At 67.3% G+C, this 17,811-nt stretch carries 32 protein-coding genes; all 32 read right to left on the bottom strand.

All coding sequences use genetic code 11. From position 1 onward, the window contains the following. Positions 1-18 precede the first annotated feature (18 nt). The 32 genes from rplQ to rpsJ all read right to left on the bottom strand — a co-directional run bounded on the left by rplQ (position 19) and on the right by rpsJ (position 17,772). The gene (gene rplQ, locus MED01_RS06275) at positions 19-576 is read right to left on the bottom strand and encodes a 50S ribosomal protein L17 (protein WP_091402374.1); all 558 of its coding nucleotides are present in this window, start codon (positions 574-576) and stop codon (positions 19-21) included. Positions 577-610: 34 nt separating this feature from the next. Then, positions 611-1,633: a DNA-directed RNA polymerase subunit alpha gene (locus tag MED01_RS06270; RefSeq protein WP_053653923.1), complete on the bottom strand. Its 1,023-nt coding sequence runs from the start codon at positions 1,631-1,633 to the stop codon at positions 611-613. Between the two features lie 98 nt (positions 1,634-1,731). Then, on the bottom strand, positions 1,732-2,358 hold the full coding sequence (rpsD, locus tag MED01_RS06265) for a 30S ribosomal protein S4 (RefSeq protein ID WP_030489600.1): 627 nt from the start codon (positions 2,356-2,358) through the stop codon (positions 1,732-1,734). 13 nt (positions 2,359-2,371) lie between these two features. Continuing rightward, the gene (rpsK, locus tag MED01_RS06260; RefSeq protein ID WP_030329919.1) at positions 2,372-2,779 is read right to left on the bottom strand and encodes a 30S ribosomal protein S11; all 408 of its coding nucleotides are present in this window, start codon (positions 2,777-2,779) and stop codon (positions 2,372-2,374) included. Between the two features lie 87 nt (positions 2,780-2,866). Further along, the gene (gene rpsM, locus MED01_RS06255; protein ID WP_030329917.1) at positions 2,867-3,247 is read right to left on the bottom strand and encodes a 30S ribosomal protein S13; all 381 of its coding nucleotides are present in this window, start codon (positions 3,245-3,247) and stop codon (positions 2,867-2,869) included. A gap of 266 nt (positions 3,248-3,513) precedes the next feature. Continuing rightward, positions 3,514-3,627 carry a 50S ribosomal protein L36 gene (gene rpmJ / locus MED01_RS06250; protein WP_043965539.1) on the bottom strand — a complete coding sequence of 38 codons (114 nt, stop codon included), beginning with the start codon at positions 3,625-3,627 and terminating at the stop codon, positions 3,514-3,516. Positions 3,628-3,718: 91 nt separating this feature from the next. Beyond that, a complete protein-coding gene (infA, locus tag MED01_RS06245) occupies positions 3,719-3,940 on the bottom strand; it encodes a translation initiation factor IF-1 (protein WP_007073013.1) in 222 nt (73 codons plus the stop codon). A gap of 326 nt (positions 3,941-4,266) precedes the next feature. After that, positions 4,267-4,809: a DUF1707 SHOCT-like domain-containing protein gene (locus MED01_RS06240; protein WP_238667618.1), complete on the bottom strand. Its 543-nt coding sequence runs from the start codon at positions 4,807-4,809 to the stop codon at positions 4,267-4,269. Positions 4,810-4,953: 144 nt separating this feature from the next. Next, complete coding sequence (gene map, locus MED01_RS06235; protein ID WP_238667534.1) at positions 4,954-5,805, bottom strand: type I methionyl aminopeptidase; 852 nt, start codon at positions 5,803-5,805, stop codon at positions 4,954-4,956. Positions 5,806-5,892: 87 nt separating this feature from the next. After that, positions 5,893-6,546: an adenylate kinase gene (locus MED01_RS06230; protein WP_088950228.1), complete on the bottom strand. Its 654-nt coding sequence runs from the start codon at positions 6,544-6,546 to the stop codon at positions 5,893-5,895. Further along, the gene (gene secY / locus MED01_RS06225; protein ID WP_238667533.1) at positions 6,547-7,875 is read right to left on the bottom strand and encodes a preprotein translocase subunit SecY; all 1,329 of its coding nucleotides are present in this window, start codon (positions 7,873-7,875) and stop codon (positions 6,547-6,549) included. A 232-nt stretch (positions 7,876-8,107) separates the two neighbouring features. Next, positions 8,108-8,551, bottom strand: coding sequence for a 50S ribosomal protein L15 (gene rplO / locus MED01_RS06220; protein WP_030329906.1), 444 nt, complete (start codon positions 8,549-8,551; stop codon positions 8,108-8,110). Beyond that, on the bottom strand, positions 8,551-8,733 hold the full coding sequence (gene rpmD / locus MED01_RS06215) for a 50S ribosomal protein L30 (protein WP_007465262.1): 183 nt from the start codon (positions 8,731-8,733) through the stop codon (positions 8,551-8,553). The genes rplO and rpmD overlap by 1 nt, the downstream gene beginning before the upstream one ends. Continuing rightward, positions 8,733-9,347 (bottom strand): 30S ribosomal protein S5, encoded by a 615-nt coding sequence (gene rpsE, locus MED01_RS06210; RefSeq protein ID WP_074314587.1) that lies wholly within the window; start codon positions 9,345-9,347, stop codon positions 8,733-8,735. Before rpsE ends, rpmD begins: the two co-directional genes overlap by 1 nt. 33 nt (positions 9,348-9,380) lie before the next feature. Beyond that, complete coding sequence (rplR, locus tag MED01_RS06205; RefSeq protein ID WP_030329901.1) at positions 9,381-9,770, bottom strand: 50S ribosomal protein L18; 390 nt, start codon at positions 9,768-9,770, stop codon at positions 9,381-9,383. Further along, entirely contained in the window at positions 9,767-10,309 is a 543-nt protein-coding gene (gene rplF, locus MED01_RS06200; RefSeq protein WP_091402383.1) for a 50S ribosomal protein L6, read from the bottom strand. The genes rplR and rplF overlap by 4 nt, the downstream gene beginning before the upstream one ends. Before the next feature lie 16 nt (positions 10,310-10,325). Beyond that, positions 10,326-10,733, bottom strand: a complete 408-nt coding sequence (gene rpsH, locus MED01_RS06195) for a 30S ribosomal protein S8 (protein WP_124816396.1) — start codon at positions 10,731-10,733, stop codon at positions 10,326-10,328. Positions 10,734-10,849: 116 nt separating this feature from the next. Continuing rightward, positions 10,850-11,035, bottom strand: a complete 186-nt coding sequence (locus MED01_RS06190; RefSeq protein WP_007465272.1) for a type Z 30S ribosomal protein S14 — start codon at positions 11,033-11,035, stop codon at positions 10,850-10,852. A gap of 1 nt (position 11,036) precedes the next feature. Beyond that, positions 11,037-11,603, bottom strand: a complete 567-nt coding sequence (gene rplE / locus MED01_RS06185; RefSeq protein WP_091402385.1) for a 50S ribosomal protein L5 — start codon at positions 11,601-11,603, stop codon at positions 11,037-11,039. Beyond that, complete coding sequence (gene rplX, locus MED01_RS06180) at positions 11,603-11,923, bottom strand: 50S ribosomal protein L24 (protein WP_172899047.1); 321 nt, start codon at positions 11,921-11,923, stop codon at positions 11,603-11,605. Before rplX ends, rplE begins: the two co-directional genes overlap by 1 nt. Next, on the bottom strand, positions 11,920-12,288 hold the full coding sequence (rplN, locus tag MED01_RS06175; protein ID WP_007465279.1) for a 50S ribosomal protein L14: 369 nt from the start codon (positions 12,286-12,288) through the stop codon (positions 11,920-11,922). The genes rplX and rplN overlap by 4 nt, the downstream gene beginning before the upstream one ends. Before the next feature lie 97 nt (positions 12,289-12,385). Next, positions 12,386-12,664, bottom strand: coding sequence for a 30S ribosomal protein S17 (gene rpsQ, locus MED01_RS06170; RefSeq protein ID WP_030489590.1), 279 nt, complete (start codon positions 12,662-12,664; stop codon positions 12,386-12,388). Further along, positions 12,661-12,897 carry a 50S ribosomal protein L29 gene (gene rpmC, locus MED01_RS06165; protein ID WP_007465283.1) on the bottom strand — a complete coding sequence of 79 codons (237 nt, stop codon included), beginning with the start codon at positions 12,895-12,897 and terminating at the stop codon, positions 12,661-12,663. Before rpmC ends, rpsQ begins: the two co-directional genes overlap by 4 nt. Next, positions 12,897-13,322: a 50S ribosomal protein L16 gene (rplP, locus tag MED01_RS06160; protein WP_053653940.1), complete on the bottom strand. Its 426-nt coding sequence runs from the start codon at positions 13,320-13,322 to the stop codon at positions 12,897-12,899. The genes rpmC and rplP overlap by 1 nt, the downstream gene beginning before the upstream one ends. A 3-nt stretch (positions 13,323-13,325) precedes the next feature. Next, a complete protein-coding gene (gene rpsC / locus MED01_RS06155; protein ID WP_091402401.1) occupies positions 13,326-14,195 on the bottom strand; it encodes a 30S ribosomal protein S3 in 870 nt (289 codons plus the stop codon). Beyond that, on the bottom strand, positions 14,195-14,653 hold the full coding sequence (gene rplV / locus MED01_RS06150) for a 50S ribosomal protein L22 (RefSeq protein ID WP_007465297.1): 459 nt from the start codon (positions 14,651-14,653) through the stop codon (positions 14,195-14,197). The genes rpsC and rplV overlap by 1 nt, the downstream gene beginning before the upstream one ends. A gap of 41 nt (positions 14,654-14,694) precedes the next feature. Further along, entirely contained in the window at positions 14,695-14,976 is a 282-nt protein-coding gene (rpsS, locus tag MED01_RS06145) for a 30S ribosomal protein S19 (RefSeq protein WP_007465299.1), read from the bottom strand. Between the two features lie 12 nt (positions 14,977-14,988). Beyond that, positions 14,989-15,828 carry a 50S ribosomal protein L2 gene (gene rplB / locus MED01_RS06140; protein ID WP_053653944.1) on the bottom strand — a complete coding sequence of 280 codons (840 nt, stop codon included), beginning with the start codon at positions 15,826-15,828 and terminating at the stop codon, positions 14,989-14,991. Positions 15,829-15,840: 12 nt separating this feature from the next. Next, positions 15,841-16,143 carry a 50S ribosomal protein L23 gene (gene rplW / locus MED01_RS06135; RefSeq protein WP_007465304.1) on the bottom strand — a complete coding sequence of 101 codons (303 nt, stop codon included), beginning with the start codon at positions 16,141-16,143 and terminating at the stop codon, positions 15,841-15,843. Beyond that, positions 16,140-16,790: a 50S ribosomal protein L4 gene (gene rplD / locus MED01_RS06130; RefSeq protein ID WP_030489587.1), complete on the bottom strand. Its 651-nt coding sequence runs from the start codon at positions 16,788-16,790 to the stop codon at positions 16,140-16,142. Before rplD ends, rplW begins: the two co-directional genes overlap by 4 nt. Next, positions 16,787-17,452 (bottom strand): 50S ribosomal protein L3, encoded by a 666-nt coding sequence (gene rplC, locus MED01_RS06125; protein ID WP_091402403.1) that lies wholly within the window; start codon positions 17,450-17,452, stop codon positions 16,787-16,789. Before rplC ends, rplD begins: the two co-directional genes overlap by 4 nt. Before the next feature lie 11 nt (positions 17,453-17,463). Next, positions 17,464-17,772, bottom strand: a complete 309-nt coding sequence (gene rpsJ / locus MED01_RS06120; RefSeq protein ID WP_007073037.1) for a 30S ribosomal protein S10 — start codon at positions 17,770-17,772, stop codon at positions 17,464-17,466. Positions 17,773-17,811: the final 39 nt, after the last annotated feature.

Below are 17,811 nucleotides of genomic sequence, written 5' to 3'. Positions count from 1 at the left end.
CCCGACAATGCCCTTTGATCAGGCCTTGTTCTCGGTGGCCTCGTCGCTGTCCTCGCGGGCGGCGTCGGTGTCACCGGACGCCGACACCGGCGCCTCGGAGTCCTGGTCGGCCGGAGCCGACTTCGGGGCCTCGTCGGCCGGGGCGAGCGCCTCGACCTTGTCCTGCTGCGCGGCCTTGCGGGCGGCGGTCTTCTTGTTCGCCTTCGGCTCGGCGACCTGAAGCTCCTCCACCAGCTCGATGATGGCCATCGGCGCGTTGTCACCCTTGCGCGGACCGGTCTTCACGATCCGGGTGTAACCGCCGGGGCGGTTGGAGTACCGGGGCGCGATCTGGTCGAACAGGGCGTAGACCACGTCCTTGTCCTTGACGACACCCAGCACCCGACGCCGCGAGGCGAGGTCACCGCGCTTGGCCTTCGTGATGAGCTGCTCGGCCAGCGGGCGCAGCCGCCGGGCCTTCGTCTCGGTGGTCTGGATCTTCCCGTGCTGGAACAGCGCGGTCGCCAGGTTGGCCAGCATCAGCCGCTCGTGCGAGGGGCTGCCGCCGAGGCGGGGGCCCTTGGTGGGCGTGGGCATTTTTGGTGCTCCTCAGTTGTGGCGGCAGCGCGGACTAGAGCTGCTCGGTCTCGCGGTAGTCGTCGGTGTCGTAGTCGGCCTCGCCGAAGGTGTCCACGACGTTCGCCGGGTCGAAGTTCGGAGCCGAGTCCTTCAGCCCGAGACCCATCCCGGCGAGCTTCATCTTGACCTCGTCGATCGACTTCTGACCGAAGTTGCGAATGTCGAGGAGGTCGGCCTCGGTACGCCCGATGAGCTCACCAACGGAGTTGATGCCCTCGCGCTTGAGGCAGTTGTAGGAGCGGACGGTGAGGTCCAGCTCCTCGATCGGCAGAGCGAGGTCCGCCGCCAGCTGGGCGTCCTGCGGGGACGGCCCGATGTCGATGCCCTCGGCGGTCTCGTCCAGCTCCCGGGCGAGCCCGAACAGCTCCACCAGCGTCGAACCGGCGGAGGCCAGCGCGGTACGCGGACCCATCGACGGCTTGGTCTCGACGTCGATGATCAGCCGGTCGAAGTCGGTGCGCTGCTCGACACGGGTTGCCTCGACGCGGTAGGTCACCTTCAGCACCGGCGAGTAGATCGAGTCGACCGGGATCCGGCCGATCTCGGCGCCGGACTGCTTGTTCTGCGCAGCCGTCACGTAGCCCCGGCCCCGCTCGACGGTCAGCTCCATGTCGAGCCGGCCCTTGCCGTTCAGGGTGGCGAGCTTGAGATCCGGGTTGTGCACCGAGACGCCGGCCGGGGGCTGGATGTCGCCCGCGGTCACGTCGCCCGGACCCTGCTTGCGCAGGTACATGCTGACCGGCTCGTCGTGCTCGGAGCTGACGCACAGCTCCTTGATGTTCATGACGAGCTCGACCACGTCCTCCTTGACACCGGGGATCGTGGTGAACTCGTGCAGCACACCGTCGATCTTGATCGAGGTGACGGCCGCGCCCGGGATCGACGACAGCAACGTACGTCGCAGCGAGTTACCCAGGGTGTAGCCGAAGCCCGGCTCCAGCGGCTCGATGGCGAACCGGGACCGGGTCTCGTTGATCGACTCCTCGGAGAGGGAGGGTCGCTGGCTGATGAGCATCTTTTCTCTTCTCTTCCGGGGCGCCCGCTATTTGACGCCCACGACACAAACTGTTCCGGTGGCCCGCCCCGAAGGGCGGGCCACCGAACGAGCTCGGACTACTTGGAGTAGAGCTCGACGATCAACTGCTCCTGGACCTGCGTGTCGATGACCTGCCGGGCCGGGAGGGAGTGCACGAGCACCTTCATCTGGCTCGGGATGGCCTCAAGCCACGCCGGAACCGTCTTCGAGCCGGCCTGAGCCTGCGCGACGATGAACGGGGTGAGCTCCTTGCTCTTGCCCCGAACCTCGATGATGTCGTGCTCCTTGACGCGGTACGACGGGATGTCGACCTTCTTGCCGTTCACAGTGAAGTGACCGTGCTTGACCAGCTGGCGGGCCATGTCCCGCGAGTGGGCGTAGCCGGCCCGGTAAACGACGTTGTCCAGCCGCGACTCGAGGATCTGCAGGAGGACCTCACCGGTCTTGGCCTGCTTGCCAACGGCTTCCTCGTAGTAACCGCGGAACTGCTTCTCCAGCACGCCGTAAACCCGACGGGCCTTCTGCTTCTCGCGGAGCTGGAGCAGGTACTCCGTCTCCTTGGTGCGGCCGCGGCCGTGCTGCCCGGGCGGGAACGGCCGGGACTCGAACGGGCACTTCGGACCATCGCACTTGCTGCCCTTGAGGAACAGCTTCATCTTCTCCCGCCGGCAACGGCGGCAGTCTGCACCGGTGTAACGAGCCATCTCTCTCTACCTCTCAGACCCGGCGACGCTTCGGCGGACGACACCCGTTGTGCGGCTGCGGGGTGACGTCGGCGATCTGCCCGACCTCAAGGCCCACTGCCTGCAGCGAACGGATGGCGGTTTCCCGGCCGGAGCCGGGGCCCTTGACGAACACGTCGACCTTGCGCATGCCGTGCTCCATGGCGCGACGCGCGGCAGCCTCGGCGGCCAGCTGCGCAGCGAACGGAGTCGACTTGCGGGAGCCCTTGAAGCCGACCTGGCCAGCGGAGGCCCAGGAGATGACCGCACCGGTCGGGTCCGTGATGGACACGATGGTGTTGTTGAACGTGCTCTTGATGTGCGCCTGCCCGTGGGCGACGTTCTTGCGTTCCTTGCGCCGGACCTTCTTTACAGCGGCTCCGGCACGAGCCTTCGGTGGCATAAGTCTGTGCGCTCCTAGTTGACTTTCCGGATTGGGTTGCGGCCTGACCCACCTCGGCGGCGGCCGACCCCGTCATCCGGTCAAGAACTACTTCTTGCCGGGCTTCTTCTTGCCGGCGACGGTCCGCTTCGGGCCCTTGCGGGTCCGTGCGTTGGTCTTGGTCCGCTGGCCACGCACGGGCAGGCCCCGGCGGTGCCGGATGCCGGCGTAGCAGCCGATCTCAACCTTGCGGCGGATGTCAGCGGCGACCTCGCGGCGCAGGTCGCCTTCAACCTTGTAGTTGCCCTCGATGTGGTCGCGGAGCTGCACGAGCTCCTCGTCCGTGAGGTCCCGAGCGCGCTTGTCCGGCGAGATGCCGGTAGCGGCGAGTGTCTCCAGGGCGCGGGTGCGACCGACCCCGAAGATGTAGGTGAGCGCGATCTCCAACCGCTTTTCGCGGGGGAGATCCACGCCGACTAGACGTGCCATGTGCGGGCGTACTCCTCGTGATGTGTGGCGGAGGTGTGGACCCGTCCCACCCCGCTACCGGCCGTCCCGTCTTTCCGACGCGGTGAGCGCCGGCGACCGGGATCGGTCGCTGCCCGAGCGGGCCCCGGCCTCCGACCGGGGGTCAACCACGCAGAGGTACGTCTGGCGTACCGCTCGCGGCTGGGACGAGCATGTGTGATGTGTGTGTCGCTGGGGATCTGCCCGGACCAACGCCACCCGGCCGTGCTCCGGCCGGACGGGCTGAGTCAGCCCTGGCGCTGCTTGTGGCGCGGGTCGCTGCAGATGACCATGACCCGGCCGTGCCGGCGGATAACCCGGCACTTGTTGCAGATCCTCTTGACGCTCGGCTTGACCTTCACGGTTGCCTTACTTCCCATCTGGCCCGGCTACGCGCTCAGCGCGACGCCGGACGTCGAAGACGGACACGGGACTTCCCGGCCGTCGTCAGGACTACTTGTAGCGGTAGACGATGCGCCCGCGGGTCAGGTCGTACGGCGAAAGTTCGACGACGACCCGGTCCTCCGGAAGAATGCGGATGTAGTGCTGCCGCATCTTGCCGCTGATGTGAGCCAACACCTTGTGGCCGTTCGCGAGCTCCACCCGGAACATGGCGTTCGGCAGGGGCTCGATGACCCGACCCTCGATCTCAATGGCTCCGTCTTTTTTCGGCATGTCCTCCGCTGTCCTGACGTCGATTGCTCCGGGCGGCCCACAACGTCTTACACGGAAATCTGATCAGAATCAGAAGCCCGCGCCAGCCGCGGCTCCAGCTCCCACCGAAGCGCAGGGTGGGCATGCCGGAGTGGACGCTGTGCGCCGATCTGAAAGTGTACGCCGGCCTGCAGTCCCCCGCCAAACCGACCACCCACCAACCCGCGCGTCACCCCGACCGACCCCACCTCCAGCCCCGTTGATCATGAAGTTGTTGCCCCCAACCCCGGCGTGCCATGGCAATAACTTCATGATCAACGGAGGGGGCGGCAGGGCTCGGGGGGGGGTTATTGGGGGTTGTCTGGGTTGATGGCGCGCTTTGCCTGTTTGCGTTCTCGGCGGCGCTGGCGCTTGATGGCCTGGCGCTGGGGCTCGCGCCCGGCCAGCCCGGTAACCGTGCGGACCACCAGCACCGCACCCCACGGCCCGGCCACCCAGGCCGGCCAGAAGTAGAGCAGATCCTGGCTGAGCACCGACGTCACCGCCCAGATGGTCACCACGATGGCGATCACCCGCAGGTACGGGAACCACACCTCAGCCAGCCAACGGGCGGTGGCGCCCCGGGTGAGGGCCTGACCGAGCGGGTCACCCAGCGGGCTCACCGTCGGCCCGGTGGTCGGGGCCAGGCCGGACCACTGCGTCGGCGTCACCGGCGGCAGGTCGGTGAGCAGGGCTTCAAGATCGGCATACGTGCGTGCCGCATAGGCCCGCTGCAACCGCTCGTCATACTCGTGCAGATCCAGTCGGCCCTCGTCGAGGGCGACCCGCAATCGGTCGGCCACCGCCGCACGGTCCGAGTCTGCGGCCCGCAACCCGTCGCGCCCGTCCATCCCGTCGCGCCCGTCCATGCCGGCAAGCATGCCACCGTCGCGCCAGCCCATCCGACCCCGCGCTTCGGTCGATCATGAAGTTATTGCCAGCCTCACCGGCGTGTCAGGGCAATAACTTCATGATCGACGAGGGTTGGGGTGGGGTTAGGGGGTTTTGGTGGCTGCGGGTTGGCGGGCGGTCACCAGGTCGCCCAGGCGGGCGCGGCCGCCGTCGAACGCGGTGAGCACCCAGACGCCGTCCGGCAACAGCGCCATCGAATGCTCGACGTGCGCGGCCACCGAGCCGTCCCGGGTGACGACCGTCCACCCGTCGGCCAACTCGACGGTACGCGGAGACGCCATGGTGATCATCGGCTCGATGGCCAGCGCCATACCGGGGACCAGTCGCGGACCCTTGCCCGGCCGACCGTGGTTGAGCACGTGTGGGTCCTGGTGCATCTCGGTGCCGATGCCATGCCCGCCGTAGCCGTCGACGATGCCGTACCGGCCGCCCTTGCGGACAGCGGTCTCCACTGCGTGCGAGATGTCGGTGAGGCGGCCCTTGCCGCTGGCCGCACCACGCGCGGCGGCGGTGATGCCGGCCCACATCGCGTCCTCGGCGACCTCGGCCATCTTCAGCAGCGCCGGGTCGACGTCACCGACCCCGACCGTGATCGCGGAGTCGCCGTGCCACCCGTCCAGCACCGCGCCGCAGTCGATGGAGATCAGGTCACCGGCCTGGAGCACCTGCTTCGGCGACGGGATGGCGTGCACGATCTGCTCGTTGACCGAGGAACAGATCGACGCCGGAAAACCGTGGTAGCCCTTGAACGACGGAACGCCGCCCGCCTCGCGGATAGTCGCCTCGGCGATGGCGTCCAGATCGGCGGTGCTCACACCGGGGGCGACAGCCTCCCGCATCCGGCGCAACGCCTCGGCCACCACCAGCCCGGCGGCCCGCATCTTCTCGATCTGGTCAGGGGTCTTCAGCTGGATGTCCAGCTGGGGACGACGCATGGAGCGGTTACCTTTCGTTGCCGAACAGCGGGGCACATAACGCGTACCCCGCTGTTCGCACTCTATCCGCCGTGGCCCGGCCGGACCTCAGCCGCCGTACGACCGCAACGCGTCGATGGCCCGGGTGGTGACGTCCTCCACCGGCCCGGTGGCGTCGATCCCGACCAGCTTGCCCTGAGCGCCGTAGTAGTCGACCAGGGGTGCGGTCTTCTCGCTGTACTCACGAAGCCGCGTGGCGATGGTCTCCGGCTTGTCGTCGTCGCGCTGGAACAGCTCGGCGCCGCACCGGTCACAGATGCCGGGCCGGGTGGTGGCATCGAACTCGACGTGCCAGATCTTGCCGCAGCCCCGGCAGGTACGCCTGCCGGAGAGCCGCCGAATCACCTCGTCGTCGTCGACGACCAGCTCCAGGACCAGATCCAGGGCGGTGCCCAGATCGGCCAGGAGCTTGTCCAGAGCGGCCGCCTGCGGAGTCGTCCGCGGGAAGCCGTCGAGCAGGAAACCCTCGCTGGCGTCGGGCTCGGCCAGCCGGTCCCGGACCATGTTGATGGTGACCTCGTCCGGAACCAGCTCGCCCGCATCCATGTACCGCTTCGCCTCGACACCGAGCGGCGTGCCCTGGGTGACGTTCGACCGGAAGATGTCTCCGGTCGAAATCTTCGGCACCGAGAGGTGCGCGGCGATGAACTCGGCCTGCGTGCCCTTGCCCGCGCCCGGCGGGCCAACCAGAACGAGTCTCATCTACCGCAGGAACCCTTCGTAGTTCCGCTGCATGAGTTGGCTCTCGATCTGCTTCACGGTCTCCAGACCGACGCCGACCATGATGAGCACAGCGGTGCCGCCGAACGGGAAGTTCTGGTACTGCTGGTTGTCCAGCCAGATGAAGAAGAAGTTCGGCAAGATCGAGATGACGCCGAGGTAGAGCGCGCCCGGCAGGGTGATCCTGCTGAGGATGAAGTCGAGGTAGTCGGCAGTCGGCTTGCCCGGGCGGATGCCCGGCACGAATCCGCCGTACTTCTTCATGTTGTCAGCGACCTCGGTCGGGTTGAACGTGATGGAGACGTAGAAGTACGTGAAGAAGATGATCAGCAGGAAGTAGACCGAGATGTAGATCGGGCTGTCTGGTGCCGCCAGATTGTTCTCGATCCAGATCTGCGTCTTGCTCTTGTCGGTCTGGTCGAAGAACTGCAGCGCCAACTGCGGCAGGTAGAGCAGCGACGAGCCGAAGATGACCGGGATCACACCCGCCTGGTTGACCTTGAGCGGGATGTAGGTCGACGTGCCGCCGTACATCCGCCGGCCGATCATCCGCTTGGCGTACTGCACCGGGATCCGGCGCTGCGCCTGCTCGATGAAGGTGACCGCCGTGATGACCACCAGGACCAGCGCGATGACCAAGGCGAACATGTCCCAGCCCTTGCTGGTCTTGATCTGCCAGCCCTCGCTGGGCAGCCGCGCCGCGATCGAGGTGAAGATCAGGACGGACATGCCGTTGCCGACGCCGCGGTCGGTGATCAGCTCACCGAGCCACATGACCATGCCGGTGCCGGCGGTCATCGTCATCACCAGGATGGCCAGGGTCAGCCAGTCCGGGATGCCGGTGCCGGTGGGGATGATCGGGAACTGGTCGCACTTGTTCTGGAACAGCTGGCCCGAGCGGGCCAGGGCCACGAACGCGGACGCCTGCAGCACACCGAGACCAAGAGTCAGGTAGCGGGTGTACTGGGTGATCTTCGCCTGACCGGCCTGGCCCTCCTTGCGGAGCTGCTCCAGGCGGGGGATCACGACGGTCAGCAGCTGCAGGATGATCGACGCGGTGATGTAGGGCATGATGCCCAGCGCGAAGACCGAGAGCTGTAGCAGCGCTCCGCCGGAGAAGAGGTTGAGAAGGTTCACCACCCCGGTGGTGTCACCCTGGATGGTGTCGAGGCACTTCTGCACGTTGCCGTACGAGACGCCCGGGCTGGGGAGCGTTGCACCCAGCCGGTAGACCGCGATGATGCCTACTGTGAACAGCAGCTTCTTGCGCAGGTCAGGCGTACGGAACGCACTGAGAAAGGCGGACAGCAACTTCTTCCTCCTGCGCGCGGCGGGCCGCCGGTGATCCCTGGCGGGTCGGGGTGGATCACGAGCGAGTGCCCGCAATCCATGGCTGGGATGGGACTCTAACAGCCTCACCCCGGTCCGGGCAGATGCGCCCGACTACATAAATCGATTCCGATGTTACCGGGCGCTCAGGCCCCAGGCAGACCACGGCGCCCGCCAGTTGCTCTCAACTGGACGGGCGCCATGGTCGTAGGCCTTACAGCTCGGTGACGGAGCCACCGGCAGCAGCGATCTTCTCCTTGGCCGACGCACTGAACGCGTGCGCGGACACCTGGAGCGCCACACCGCCGAGATCCCCGGTGCCGAGGACCTTGACCGGGTGACCCTTGCGGACCGCGCCGGACTCAACGAGCTCCAGCGGGCCGACCTGACCACCATTCGGGAACAGCTCAGCGAGTCGGTCCAGGTTGACCACCTGGAAGACCACCTTGAACTTGTTCTTGAAGCCCTTCATCTTCGGCAGGCGCATGTGGATGGGCATCTGCCCACCCTCGAACGCCGCCGAGATGTTCTTGCGGGCCTTGGAGCCCTTGGTACCGCGACCAGCGGTCTTGCCCTTGGAACCCTCACCGCGACCCACACGGGTCTTCGCGGTCTTGGAACCGGGTGCCGGGCGCAGGTGATGCACCTTGATCGTCATTACTCGACCTCCTCGACCTTCACGAGGTGGCTCACAGTGAAGATCATGCCGCGGATCTCGGGCCGGTCCTCCTTGACCACCACGTCGTTGATCCGCTTGAGACCGAGCGAACGCAGCGACTCACGCTGGTTGTGCTTGGTCCCGATACCGGACCGGAGCTGGGTGACCTTCAGGCGTGCCATCAGTGCGCCACCCCCGCACGCGACGCCAGCATGGCGGCCGGCGCGACGTCCTCCACCGGCAGACCACGACGCGCCGCGACCTGCTCGGGGGACTCAAGCCCCTTCAGGGCCGCCACCGTGGCGTGCACGATGTTGATCGGGTTCGACGAACCGAGGCTCTTGGAGAGCACGTCGTGGATCCCAGCGCACTCCAGCACGGCACGCACCGGTCCACCGGCGATGACACCCGTACCGGCCGAGGCCGGCTTGAGCAGCACCACACCAGCGGCGTCCTCACCCGTCACCGGGTGCGGGATCGACTGACCGATCCGCGGGACCTTGAAGAAGTGCTTCTTGGCCTCCTCGACGCCCTTGGCGATGGCCGCGGGCACCTCCTTGGCCTTTCCGTAGCCCACGCCGACCGTGCCGTCGCCGTCGCCCACGATCACCAGGGCGGTGAAGCTGAAGCGACGACCACCCTTCACGACCTTGGCGACGCGGTTGATCGCGACGACCCGCTCAAGGTGCGGGGTCTTCTCGACGGGCGCGTTTCCGCGGCCGCCCTCACGGCGGTTGTCGCGGCGACCACCCTCGTTGCCACCGGACCCGCCGCCACGGCGCTGTTGACCTGGCATCAGCAGCCTTCCTTCTCTCTCGTGACGGGGTTGTTAGAACTCGAGCCCGGCTTCGCGGGCGGCGTCGGCAAGCGCGGCGACTCGCCCCGCGTACCGGTTGCCGCCGCGGTCGAAGACGACCTTGGAGACGCCGGCGGCCTTGGCCCGCTCGGCGAGCAGCGCGCCCACCTTGCCAGCCAGGGCGCTCTTGTCGCCCTCCGCACCGCGCAGCGAGGCGTCCAGGGTCGACGCCGACGCCAGGGTGTGACCCTTGGTGTCGTCGACGATCTGGGCGACCATGTGCCGCAGCGAGCGGGTGACGACCAGGCGCGGACGCTCGGCCGTACCGCTGACGTTCTTGCGGACGCGGAAGTGTCGACGCGCACGCCCAACGGCGCGCTTGGCGGCGACACCGCGGCGGCGCTTGAGCAGCGTGGCGCTCACTTCTTACCTGCCTTTCCAGCCTTGCGGCGGATGACCTCGCCCTGGTACTTGACGCCCTTGCCCTTGTAGGGCTCCGGCGGGCGGATCTTCCGGATGTTGGCGGCGACCTCACCGACCTGCTGCTTGTCGATGCCAGCCACGTGGAACAGGGTCGGCCGCTCCACCGTGAAGGTGATGCCCGCCGGGGCGGGGACGACCACCGGGTGCGAGAACCCGAGCGCGAACTCGAGGTCCGAACCCTTGGCGGTGACCCGGTAACCGGTGCCGGCGATCTCCAGGCTCTTGCGGTAGCCCTCGGTGACCCCGACGATCATGTTGGCAACCAGCGTACGGCTCAGGCCGTGGAGTTCCTTGGCCTTGCGCTCGTCGTTCGGCCGGTTGACGCTCAGCTGCCCATCCTCGGCCCGCTCGACCGTGATCGGCTCGGCGAGGGTGTGCTGGAGCTGGCCCTTGGGGCCCTTGACCTTGACGGTCTGCCCGTCGATCGTGATGTCGACGCCGGCTGGCACCGGGATCGACTTACGTCCAATTCGCGACATTTCTACCTGTCTCCCGTTACCAGACGAAGGCGAGGACTTCCCCGCCAACACTCCGCTTGCGGGCCTGCCGGTCGGTCAGCAGCCCCTGGGACGTCGAAATGATCGCCACGCCCAGCCCACCGAGCACCCGCGGGAGCCCGTCCGACTTGGCGTACACCCGGAGACCGGGCTTGGACACGCGCTTGATGCCGGCCAGGCTCCGCTCGCGGCTCTGGCCGTACTTCAGCTCGACGACCAGTCGCTTGCCGACGGCGCCCTCCTCGGGCTCCTCGACCGACCAGGTGGAGATGTAACCCTCGGCCTTCAGGACCTCGGCGATGTTCGCCTTGATCTTGGAGTAGGGCATCTTCACCTGATCGTGGTACGCCTGGTTGGCGTTACGCAGACGCGTGAGCATGTCTGCGATCGGGTCGGTCATCGTCATGGATTTCGTCAGCCTTTCTCGCCGGGGTTCCCGGGGCATCAGCCCCGGGCCTACGGCGAAGAGCAATACCTAATCGGTGCAGGAGTTCCCGGCCGACGGCCGGGACGCGGTCGCCCTTACCAGGAAGCCTTGGACACGCCCGGCAGCTCACCGCGGTGAGCCATCTCCCGGATGCAGACCCGGCAGAGCCCGAACTTGCGGTAGACCGCCTTCGGACGCCCGCACCGCTGGCAGCGGGTGTACGCGCGAACCGAGAACTTCGGCTTCGCGGCCGCCTTGATGATCAGCGCCTTCTTGGCCATCTCAGTTCTCCTTGAACGGGAAGCCCAGGAGCTTGAGCAGCGCCCGGCCCTCGTCGTCGGTCGTGGCGGTCGTGACCACCGTGATGTCCATGCCCCGCTGGCGATCGATCCGGTCCTGGTCGATCTCGTGGAACACCGACTGCTCGGTCAGACCGAACGTGTAGTTGCCGTGCCCGTCCAGCTTGCGCCCGTCCAGGCCGCGGAAGTCGCGGATACGCGGCAGCGCGATGGAGAGCAGCCGGTCCATGAACTCCCACATCCGGTCGCCGCGAAGGGTGACCTTCGCGCCGATCGGCATGCCCTCGCGGAGCTTGAACTGCGCGATGGACTTGGTCGCCCGACGCACCTGCGGCTTCTGGCCGGTGATCGTGGCGAGGTCGCGGACCGCGCCGTCGATCAGCTTGGCGTCGCGAGCAGCCTCGCCGACACCCATGTTGACGACGATCTTGACCAGCCGCGGCACCTGCATGGGGTTGCCGTAGCTGCGCTGCTCACGCAGCTGGGCCACGATCTCGTTGCGGTACCGCTCCTTGAGGCGCGGCAGGGTCTTTTCGGTAGCCGTGGTCATCACAGGTCCTTACCGGTGCTACGCGCGATGCGGACCTTCTGGCCGTTGTCGTCGATCCGGTAACCGACGCGGGTCGGCTTGCCGTCGGAGTCCAGGACCTGCACGTTCGAGACGTGGATCGGGGCCTCCTGAGTGACGATGCCGCCGGTCTTGGCGCCACGCTGGGTGGTGCTGATGCGGGTGTGCTTCTTGACCCGGTTCACGCCCTCGACAAGGACCTTGTCCTGCCGCGGGTAGGCCTGAATGACCTTGCCCTTGGCACCCTTGTCCTTGCCGGCGATGACGACGACCGTGTCGCCCTTCTTGACCTTCACGGTCACAACACCTCCGGCGCGAGGGAAATAATCTTCATGAACCGCTTGTCCCGCAGCTCCCGGCCCACCGGGCCGAAGATACGGGTTCCACGCGGGTCCCCGCCGTCCTTGATGATGACGGCGGCGTTCTCGTCGAAGCGGATGTACGAGCCGTCCGGACGACGCCTCTCCTTGGCCGTGCGAACGACGACAGCCTTGACGACGTCGCCCTTCTTCACACCGGCACCCGGGATCGCGTCCTTGACCGTGGCCACGATGACGTCGCCGATGCTCGCGTAGCGCCGACCCGAGCCACCGAGAACCCGGATGCACAGGATCTCCCGAGCACCCGTGTTGTCGGCGACGCGCAGTCGCGACTCCTGCTGAATCACGTCTATCTCCTATGTCTGCCGGTTCTCCGGCCGCCGTAGCGGCCGGAGCCTGGCGGAACCTACGCCCGACGCAACGCCGGGCGAGCTCGAGCCTTCGCTACTTGGCCTTTTCCAGGATTTCCACGATCCGCCAACGCTTGGTGGCGCTCAGCGGCCGGGTCTCCATGATGAGAACCCGGTCACCGGTGCCAGCGGCGTTCTGCTCGTCGTGCACCTTCAGCTTGGCCGTGCGGCGCATGATCTTGCCGTACAGCGCGTGCCGAACCCGGTCCTCGACCTCGACCACGACGGTCTTGTCCATCTTGTCGCTGATCACCAGGCCCTCGCGGACCTTGCGGCGCGACCGCGCGGCGGCGGTGGCGGTCTCTTCGGTCATGATGCAGTCACCTCAGTCGGCGCGGCCGAGAGCCCCAGCTCGCGCTCACGCATGATCGTGTAGATCCGGGCGATCTCCCGACGGATGACCTGCAACCGCCGGTTGTTGTCCAGCTGCCCGGTTGCGGCCTGCACGCGGAGGTTGAACAGCTCCGCCTTGGCCTCCCGCAGCTTCGTGACCAGCTCCTCTTCGGAGAGCTCACGCAGCTCGGTCGCCTTAACGCCCGCTGCCATCAGGATTCACCCACTTCGCGCGTAACAATGCGGCACTTCATCGGGAGCTTGTGGATCGCGCGACGCATGGCCTCTCGCGCGGTCTGCTCGTTGGGGAAGGACATCTCGAAGAGAACCCGCCCCGGCTTGACGTTGGCAACCCACCACTCGGGCGAACCCTTACCGGAACCCATCCGGGTCTCGGCAGGCTTCTTGGTGAGGGCCTGGTCCGGGAAGATCGTGATCCAGACCTTGCCACCACGCTTGATGTGGCGAGTCATCGCGATACGTGCCGACTCGATCTGCCGGTTCGTCACGTACGCCGGCTCGAGAGCCTGGATCCCGAACTCGCCGAACACCACCCGGTTACCACCCTTGGACGCGCCACTGCGGTCCGGGTGGTGCGGCTTGCGGAAGCCCTTCGGGGGCTTGCGCGGCATCAGCATCTGTCAGCCCTCCTGCTGCGTTTCTGCCGGAGCAGCAGTGGCGGCGACAGCTGCGCTGTCCACCGGCTCGCCGCTCGGCGTCTCGGCCTGCTGCGCGATGGTGGTCGCAGCAGCCCGACCGGCCTCGGTGCCACCAGCCGTGGTGCCGGACGAACCCGACCGGCCACGGCGCGGACGCTCGGGACGGTCGCCGCGCTCACCACGACGCGGGCGGGACGGACCGGCCTCGGCCGGAGCTTCCCGGCCCGGGACGGCGTCGCCCTTGTAGATCCAGACCTTCACACCGATCCGACCGAACGTGGTACGGGCCTCGAAGAAGCCGTACTCGATGTTGGCCCGCAGCGTGTGCAGCGGAACCCGGCCCTCACGGTAGAACTCGGTCCGGCTCATCTCGGCGCCGCCGAGGCGACCCGAGACCTGAACCCGGATGCCCTTGCAGACCGGGTTCTTCATCGCCGACTGCATGGCCTTGCGCATCGCCCGACGGAAGCTGACCCGGCTGGACAGCTGCTCGGCCACGCCCTGCGCGACCAGCTGAGCGTCCGACTCGGGGTTCTTCACCTCGATGATGTTCAGCTGAACCTGCTTGCCGGTGAGCTTCTCAAGCTCGCCGCGGATCCGGTCGGCCTCCGCACCCTTACGGCCGATGACGATGCCCGGCCGGGCGGTGTGGATGTCGACCCGGACCCGGTCGCGGGTGCGCTCGATGTCGACCTTGGAAATCCCGGCACGCTCGAGGCCCTTGGACATCATGCGGCGGATCTTGACATCCTCGCCGATGTAGTCCTTGTAGAGCTTGTCCGCGAACCAGCGGGACTTCCAGTCGGTCGAGATGCCGAGCCGGAACCCAGTGGGGTGAACCTTCTGACCCATTACTCGGCGTCCTCCGTCTTGCTCTGCGCTTCGGCCGGTGCGGCCTCCGTGGCCGGGGCGGCCTTCTTCGCCGCGGCCTTCCTCGGCGCTGCCGGCGCGACCGCTTCGACCGCCACAGTGATGTGGCAGGTGCGCTTGCGGATTCGGTACGCCCGACCCTGCGCCCGCGGCTGGAACCGCTTCATCGTCGGGCCCTCGTCCACGAAGGCCTCGCTGACGAGCAGCGCGTCGGGGTCCAGCCGCTCGTTGTTCTCCGCGTTGGCGATCGCGCTAGCGAGCACCTTGTACACCTGCTCGCTCGCAGCCTGTGGCGCGAACTGCAGCACCGTGAGCGCCTCCTTCGCGGGCAGGCCGCGGACGAGGTTGACCACCCGGCGCGCCTTCATCGGCGAGATGCGCACGTGCCGCGCAACCGCCCGCGCGCCCGGAAGCACCGGAGCGTCGCCCTTTCCTGGCATCGCTGTAACCCCTTGTTCCCTCTATCCGTATGCCCGCGGCGTCAGCGCCGACGGCTCTTCCGGTCGTCCTTCTCGTGACCCTTGAACGTGCGGGTCAGCGCGAACTCGCCGAGCTTGTGCCCGACCATCGCCTCGGTCACGAACACCGGGACGTGCTTGCGTCCGTCATGCACGGCGATCGTGTGCCCCAGCATCTCGGGGATGATCGTCGAGCGCCGCGACCAGGTCTTGATCACGTTCTTGGAGCCCTTGTCGTTCTGAACTTCCACCTTCTTGAGCAGGTGGTCGTCTACGAACGGGCCCTTCTTCAGGCTGCGAGGCATGTCTTATCTCCCTCAGCCGCGCTTACGCGTGGCGTAGCGGCGGCGGACGATCAGCCGGTCACTCGGCTGGCCCTTACGGCGGGTGCGGCCCTCGGGCTTACCCTGCGGGTTGACCGGGTGGCGACCACCGGAGGTCTTACCCTCACCACCACCGTGCGGGTGGTCGACCGGGTTCATGGCGACACCACGGACGGTCGGGCGCTTGCCCTTCCACCGCATCCGGCCGGCCTTACCCCAGTTGATGTTCGACTGGTCGGCGTTGCCGATCTCGCCGACGCTGGCGCGGCAGCGCACGTCCACCCGCCGGATCTCGCCGGACGGCATACGCAGGGTCGCGTACGCGCCCTCGCGGCCGAGCAGCTGGATGCCGACGCCGGCGGAACGGGCCAGCTTGGCCCCGCCACCCGGACGCAGCTCCACGTTGTGGATCGTGGTACCGACCGGGATGTTGCGCAGCGGCAGGTTGTTACCCGGCTTGATGTCGGCGCCCGGGCCGGACTCGACGCGGTCGCCCTGCTTCATGTCCTTCGGCGCGAGGATGTACCGCTTCTCGCCGTCGGCGTAGTGCAGCAGCGCGATGCGCGCCGTGCGGTTCGGGTCGTACTCGATGTGAGCGACCTTCGCCGGCACGCCGTCCTTGTCGACCCGCTTGAAGTCGATCAGACGGTACTGACGCTTGTGACCGCCACCGTGGTGCCGCGTGGTGATCCGGCCGTGGGCGTTACGCCCGCCCTTCTTCGGCAACGGAGCCAGCAGCGACTTTTCCGGCGTGGACCGGGTGATCTCGGCGAAGTCAGCGACACTGGAGCCACGTCGGCCCGGCGTCGTCGGCTTGTACTTACGGATAGCCATTGTCTACACCCCTCAGCTGACCGGGCCGCCGAAGGCCTCGATGCGGTCACCGTCAGCCAGCTTCACGATCGCCCGCTTGGTCGCCTTGCGCTGACCGAAACCGGTCTTGGTGCGCTTGCGCTTACCCTGGCGGTTGAGCGTGTTGACCGTCAGGACGCGGACGTTGAAGATCTGCTGGATAGCGATCTTGATCTCGGTCTTGTTCGCGTCCGGGTGCACCAGGAAGGTGTACCAGTTCCGGTTCAGCTCGCTGTAGCTCTTCTCCGAGACGACCGGCGCCACGATGATGTCGCGCGGGTCGGCGATCGTGCTCACTTGCCACCCTCCTCGGTGGTCTCGGCGGGCACGCCCAGGAACTCGTCCAGGGCGTCCTTGGTGAAGACCACGTCGTCGGCCACGAGCACGTCGTACGTGTTCAGCTGGCCGGACTCGATCAGGTGCACCCGCGGCTCATTGCGCAGCGACACCCAGTTCAGTTCGTCGGTGCTGCTCAGCACGACCAGGACCCGACGGGCCTCGGTGAGCTTGGTCAGCGTGGCCAGGGCCGCCTTGGTCGACGGCTTCTCGCCCGAGACGAACGCCTCGACGACGTGCACCTGCCCGGCGCGGGCCCGGTCGGAGAGGGCACCCCGCAGAGCGGCGGCCTTCATCTTCTTCGGGGTCCGCTGGCTGTAGTCGCGCGGCACGGGACCGTGCACGACGCCACCGCCGGCGAACTGCGGCGCGCGGATCGAGCCCTGCCGGGCGCGACCGGTGCCCTTCTGCTTGTACGGCTTCTTGCCGCCACCGGCGACCTCGCCGCGGGTCTTGGCCTTGTGCGTGCCCTGTCGGGCCGCCGCGAGCTGGGCCACCACGACCTGGTGCATCAGCGCGACGTTGGCCTGCACGTCGAAGATGTCCTCCGGCAGCTCCACGGAGCCGCTGGTGGTGCCTTCGACGGTGCGCACGTCAACGGTGGTCACTTGGCCGCACCGCCCTTCTTCACCTTGCTCTTGGCCGCGGTACGGACCAGAACGAGCGCGCCCTTGGGACCAGGAATGGCACCCCGGACGAGCAGCAGGTTGTTCTCGGTGTCGACCGCCTGGACGGTGAGGTTCTGCACGGTGTACCGCACGCCACCCATACGACCGGCCATCCGGGTGCCCTTGAAGACACGACCCGGAGTGGCGCAGGCGCCGATGGAGCCGGGCGAGCGGTGCTTGCGCTCGACGCCGTGCCCGGCGCCCAGACCGTGGAAGCCGTGCCGCTTCATCGGGCCGGCGTAGCCCTTGCCCTTGGTCTTGCCGGTGACGTCGATGGTGACGCCGGCCGGGAACTCCTCGACAGTGACTTCCTGGCCGAGCGAGTATTCCCCAGCGTCAGTGGTGCGCAGCTCGACGATGTGCCGGCGCGGCGCCACGTCCGCCTTGGCGTAGTGCCCGCTGATCGGCTTCTTGACCTTGCGCGGGTCGATGGTGCCGTACGCGAGCTGGACCGCGGAGTAACCGTCCTTCTCGGCGCTACGAACCTGGCTGATGACGCACGGGCCGGCCTCGACCACGGTCACGGGAACAACACGGTTGTTCTCCCAGACCTGGGTCATGCCGAGCTTGGCGCCCAGGATCCCCTTGACTTGCCTGTCCATTTGTCCGGTCCCTACAGCTTGATCTCGATGTCGACGCCAGCCGGCAGGTCGAGGCGCATGAGCGAGTCGACCGTCTTCGGGGTCGGGTCGATGATGTCGATCAGCCGCTTGTGCGTGCGCATCTCGAAGTGCTCGCGCGAGTCCTTGTACTTGTGCGGCGAGCGGATAACGCAGAAACGGTTGATCTCCGTGGGCAGCGGCACCGGGCCCGCGACCTGCGCCCCGGTGCGCGTCACCGTCTCGACGATCTTCCGAGCCGAGGAGTCGACGACCTCGTGGTCATAGGCCTTGAGCCGGATGCGGATCTTCTGTCCCGCCATGGTGGCTTCTGTTCCTTCTCTCGATGCCGCTGTGTTGCG

The sequence above is a fragment of the Micromonospora alfalfae genome (genome assembly GCF_022230925.1).
Classification (GTDB): Bacteria; Actinomycetota; Actinomycetes; order Mycobacteriales; family Micromonosporaceae; genus Micromonospora; species Micromonospora alfalfae.
Note: the sequence above shows the minus strand (reverse complement) of the source record. Positions and strands in the feature narration are given on the sequence as shown.